The 4959-nt window shown below is 71.7% G+C and carries 4 protein-coding genes; 2 read left to right on the top strand and 2 right to left on the bottom strand.

The window, feature by feature from the left end; translation table 11 throughout:
• Positions 1 to 39: 39 nt before the first annotated feature.
• The gene (locus CCN56_RS04850) at positions 40 to 1566 is read right to left on the bottom strand and encodes an MFS transporter (protein WP_086823941.1); all 1527 of its coding nucleotides are present in this window, start codon (positions 1564 to 1566) and stop codon (positions 40 to 42) included.
• Positions 1567 to 1628: 62 nt separating this feature from the next.
• Between CCN56_RS04850 and CCN56_RS04845 the strand changes: the two genes are divergently transcribed.
• Positions 1629 to 2588, top strand: coding sequence for a YafY family protein (locus tag CCN56_RS04845; RefSeq protein ID WP_086823939.1), 960 nt, complete (start codon positions 1629 to 1631; stop codon positions 2586 to 2588).
• Positions 2589 to 2678: 90 nt separating this feature from the next.
• On the opposite strand, the gene CCN56_RS04840 is transcribed toward CCN56_RS04845, so the two are convergent.
• A complete protein-coding gene (locus CCN56_RS04840; RefSeq protein ID WP_086823937.1) occupies positions 2679 to 3704 on the bottom strand; it encodes an RNA polymerase sigma factor RpoD/SigA in 1026 nt (341 codons plus the stop codon).
• 522 nt (positions 3705 to 4226) lie between these two features.
• Between CCN56_RS04840 and CCN56_RS04835 the strand changes: the two genes are divergently transcribed.
• Positions 4227 to 4959: questin oxidase family protein (locus CCN56_RS04835; RefSeq protein ID WP_086823935.1), on the top strand; the 733-nt coding region annotated here is incomplete at its 3' end.

Below are 4959 nucleotides of genomic sequence, written 5' to 3'. Positions count from 1 at the left end.
GGTGCGCTCGCGAGCGCACCGCCCCCCTTCCGGCCGGCCTCAGTGCGTGAGCACCGACTCCTTCTCGATCTCGTCGACGACGACCTCGTCGTCGCCGCCCTCCAGGTGCTGCTTCGGCTTCGCCGGCAGCGCGAACATCACCAGGAAGATCACGGCGAGCACGCCCGCCGCCCAACCCAGCGAGTTCTGGAAGGCGTTCGTGAACGCCGCCCCCACCTCGGCCGGGGCCTTGGCGAGCTTCTCGTCGTCGATCGTCCCGAAGAAGACCACCGACACCAGACCGAGTCCGAGCGCGTTGCCCATCTGCCCGGTCGTGTTGATCAGACCCGAGGCCGAACCGGCGTGCTCCTTCGGCACCTCCGAGAGCACCGCGTCCGTCAGCGGCGCCACGATCAGACCCATGCCGAGGCCCATGACCACCAGCGGCGGAATCATCTGCCAGGAGTGGATCCCGGTCCCGTACCGCCCGGCCACGAAGAAGTAGAGCAGGATGCCCGCGATCATCGTCAGCGCGCCCGCCTGGAGCACCTTCCGGCCGAAGCGCGGCACCAGCTTCTGCACGGACATGCCGGCCGCCGTCGAGACGGCGATCGAGAACGGCACCCCGGTCAGACCCGCGTGCAGCGGGGTCCAGCCGAGCCCGATCTGCATGTAGAGCGTCCAGACCAGGAAGAAGATGCCGAGCACGACACCGAAGGTCAGCTGCACCGCGATGCCGGCCGCGAAGCTCTTCACCTTGAACAGCGACAGCTCGATGAGCGGCGAACCGTCCTTCTTCGTCTTGTACTTCTCGTACGCCACGAGCGCGCCGAAGACGAGCAGGCTGCCGGCCATCATCAGGTGGCCCCACAGCGGCCAGTCCAGCTCACGGCCGCGCGTCAGCGGGTAGACCAGCATCAGCAGCGCGGCCGTCACCAGGAGCACGCCGACCAGGTCGAGCTTGAGCGCCTTCGGCGCCTTCGACTCGGTGATGAACTTCCGGCCCAGGAACAGGGCGGCGATGCCGACCGGCAGGTTGATCAGGAAGATCGGGCGCCACTCCAGGTCCGCGATGTTCCACTGGGTGAGCAGCGCGCCGAGCAGCGGGCCCGAGACCGCGCCGAGGCCGATGATCGCGCCGAACATCCCGAAGACCTTGCCGCGCTCGTGCGCCGGGAAGGTGACGTGGATGATCGACAGGACCTGCGGCACCATCATCGCGGCCGCCGCGCCCTGGAGCAGGCGGGAGCCGACCAGCATCTCCTGGTTGGCCGCGAAGCCGCAGAGCGCCGAGGCGAGCGTGAAGCCTGCGGTGCCGAGGAGGAAGAGGCGCTTGCGGCCGTAGATGTCCCCGAGCCGCCCGCCGGTGATCAGACCGGCGGCGAACGCGAGCGCGTACCCGGCGGTGATCCACTGGATGGCCCCGAACGAGGCGCCGAGGTCCTTCTCGATGCTGGGGATCGCGATGTTGACGATCGTGGCGTCGACCAGGTCCATGAAGGCGGCGGTCATGACGATGGCGAGGGCGATCCAGCGCCTCTTGTCGCCCGCCGTGGCCGCTTCGGTGGCGGCGTCGTGTGAACTCATACGAAGAAGATAGGAGTCATCTAGGTCAGGTCACGTCCTAGATGGGCGGCATTCTTGAACGCATGACGGACACCCCGGCACGACTCCTGAATCTGCTCTCGCTCCTCCAGACCCCGCGCGAGTGGCCCGGCAGCGAGCTCGCCGAACGGCTCTCGGTCTCCCCGCGCACCATCCGCCGTGACATCGACCGGCTCCGCGACCTCGGCTATCCCGTCGAGGCGACCAAGGGCGCGGTCGGCGGCTACCGCCTCGTCGCCGGTACGGCGATGCCGCCGCTGCTCCTCGACGACGAGGAGGCCGTCGCGATCGCCGTCGGCCTGCGCGCGGGGGCGGGGCACGCCATCGAGGGCGTGGAGGAGGCGTCCGTACGGGCCCTGGCCAAGCTGGAACAGGTGCTGCCGTCGCGGCTCCGGCACCGGGTCTCCGTCCTCCAGAACGCGACGATCCCGCTGACCCGGGGCGACGGCGCCACCGTCACCCCCGCCACCCTGACCGCGCTCGCGGGCGCGGTGACCGGGCACGAGCGGCTGCGCTTCGGCTACCGGGCCGGGGACGGGACGGAGACGAAACGGCTCGTGGAGCCGTACCGGCTGGTGTCGACCGGGCGGCGCTGGTACCTCGTCGCGTACGACCTGGGGCGGGAGGACTGGCGGACGTTCCGGGTGGACCGGGTGAGCGATCCCTTCGCGACGGGCGCGCGGTTCGCTCCGCGCGAGCTGCCGTCGGGGGACGCGGCGACGTACATGGCGCGGTCGATGGCCCGGGTCCAGGGCGAGGTCGACCTGGACGTGTCCTTCGCCGCGCCGGCCGAGTTCGTCGTCGCGCGCCTGCCGTCCCACCTCGTGCCGGTCGCGGAGGGCCCGGACCGCTGCCGGCTGCGGGCGCGCGTGGCGGACTCGGTGGAGTGGCTGGCCCTCCGCCTCGCCCTCATGGACGTCGACTTCACGGTCCACGGGCCGGAGCCGCTGATCACGTACATGCGGGACCTGTCGGCGAGGCTGGCGTCGGCGTCCCGCGCCTGAGCGAGGGCGGGGCGTCCCGCGCCTGAACGGGTACGGGGCCAGGGGCTCCCGGGGAGGTCGCCCCCCGGGAGCCCCTGGCTGCCGGCCGCCCTAGGCCACCGCGTCGAAGCCCGTGTTGTGGGCCATCTTCTTCAGTTCCAGGAGCGCGTGCTTCTCGATCTGGCGGATCCGCTCGCGGGTCAGCCCGTGCTCCTTGCCGACCTCCGTCAGCGTCCGCTCGCGGCCGTCCTCGATCCCGTACCGCATGCGGATGATCGACGCCGTCCGGTGGTCGAGCCGGCCGATGAGGTCGTCGAGCTCCTCGCTGCGCAGGAGGGTGAGGACGGACTGCTCGGGGGAGACCGCCGAGGTGTCCTCCAGGAGGTCGCCGAACTGGGTCTCGCCCTCGTCGTCCACCGACATGTTCAGCGAGACCGGGTCCCGCGCCCAGTCCAGGACGTCGGTGACGCGCTCGGGCGTCGAGCCGAGTTCGGCGGCGATCTCGGCGGGCTCGGGCTCCCGGCCGTTCTCCCGGTTGAACTCGCGCTGCACCCGCCGGATCCGGCCGAGCTCCTCCACCAGGTGGACGGGGAGCCGGATGGTCCGGGACTGGTCGGCGATGGACCGGGTGATGGCCTGCCGGATCCACCACGTGGCGTACGTGGAGAACTTGAAGCCCTTCGCGTAGTCGAACTTCTCGACCGCGCGCACCAGGCCCGCGTTCCCCTCCTGGATCAGGTCGAGCAGCGGCAGCCCGCTGCGCGGATAGCGCCGGGCGACGGCCACCACGAGCCGCAGGTTGGACTTGATGAAGAGGTCCTTGGCACGCTCGCCCTCGGCGACCAGCGCTTCGAGCTCCTCACGGGTCGCACCGCCCGCCTCGGTCGACCCCGCCGCGCCAGCGGCTGATGTCACAGCGCCGTCGAGTATCTGCTGGGCGTAGACGCCCGCCTCGATCGTCTGGGAGAGCTCGACCTCCTTGGCGGCGTCGAGCAGGGGCGTGCGCGCGATCTCGTCGAGGTACATGCCGACCAGGTCGCGGTCGGCGATCTCCCCGCCCACGGCGCGAACGCTGCTTGCCCGTGCGGCTCCGCTCTGGGCGGAGGTCTGACGACGGGCGACGGCACGGGTTGCCATGCGTGCTCCCTTGCTGAGTAGGTCGCGACACCCTTCCGGGTGCCCTGCATCCGACGGAAACAACGACTGGAATCAGGACAGAATTCCCACCCGGCGCATGGATTTTCGCGATCATGCAGTATCCTGCGCGGCCGCCGCCCCCGCGGGCATGCTGCGAGCACCCACGGAGGTGCAGGTCAGACCGGGCACGGAGGGTGAAACGGCGCCCCTCGCGGGAGCACACGACCACGTCGTCGGTGAGACCGCGATCACATGCGGCGCCATCCCTTCAGACGCCGTGACGTGATCCACGGTTGCCTCGACGGTCACCTCCGCGTCGCCCTCACGGTGACCTCCGCGTCGCCCTCACGGTGACCTCCGCGTCACCCTCACAGTGACTTCCGCGTCGCCCCCCACGATGCCCTCATGGTCACCTCCGGCCCCCACGGTCACCTCCGTATCGCCCCCCACGGTCACCTCCGCCCTGCGGCCTAGGTCCCCGGCCCGTTCCGCCGCGCCGCTCCCCCGTCCTAGCGTCGCCCCATGACCGACACCACCGGCACCCTCGACGAGGCCCTCGAACGTCTCCACACCACGGGACCCGAGCGCAACGGCTGGCTCACCAACCACGCCCCCATGGCCGTCGAAGCCCTGGTCCGCCGCGGGCAGGCCCCGGCCGTCCACCGTTGGCTCGACCGGTACGCGCACAAGCTGGAGGACGCGCCCGCCCCGCACACCCCGGTCACCGCCGGCACCTGGCGGGAGGCGCTCGGCGACCCGGCCCGGATCACCGACTGGACCCGTTACTTCGCGCGCGAGCTCGGGGACCGCCCCTGGCGGGACGTCCTCGCCGAGTGGTGGCCCCGGCTGCTTCCCGGCATCGCGGGCGGGGCGACGCATCCGGTGATCCGTACCGGTCACGCCGTACGGACCCTGCTCACGACGGAGGAGACGGCGCCGCGCCGCGCCGAGCTGGCGCACGCCCTCGGCTACTGGGCGGCCCGCCACCAGCCGCTGCCGCCGCTCACCCCGCTGGCCGTGGCGCCGACGGCTGCGGCCGCGCTCGACGCCGTACCGCCGGTTCCGGAGCAGGACGGCGGGATCCGGGCGCGGCTCGCGCAGCTGACGGCGTTCCCGGCGTGGGGCCGGGCCTCGGACCCCGATGCGGCGAAGGCGCTGCTCACCGAGCTCGTGACGGCGGCGACGCACCGGTACGCCTCCCACGGCCACGGCGAGCCGATCATGCTGGTGCACGCGGCGACCGCGCCGAACGCGG

It is taken from the genome of Streptomyces sp. NRRL B-24572 (genome assembly GCF_002156145.1).
GTDB lineage: Bacteria > Actinomycetota > Actinomycetes > Streptomycetales > Streptomycetaceae > Streptomyces > Streptomyces vietnamensis.
Note: the sequence above shows the minus strand (reverse complement) of the source record. Positions and strands in the feature narration are given on the sequence as shown.

Excerpts from the sequence above, each read along its gene's own strand:
- CCN56_RS04850 (WP_086823941.1), bottom strand. The coding sequence starts at position 1,566 with ATGAGTTCACACGACGCCGCCACCGAAGCGGCCACGGCGGGCGACAAG.
- CCN56_RS04845 (WP_086823939.1), top strand. The coding sequence starts at position 1,629 with ATGACGGACACCCCGGCACGACTCCTGAATCTGCTCTCGCTCCTCCAG.
- CCN56_RS04840 (WP_086823937.1), bottom strand. The coding sequence starts at position 3,704 with ATGGCAACCCGTGCCGTCGCCCGTCGTCAGACCTCCGCCCAGAGCGGA.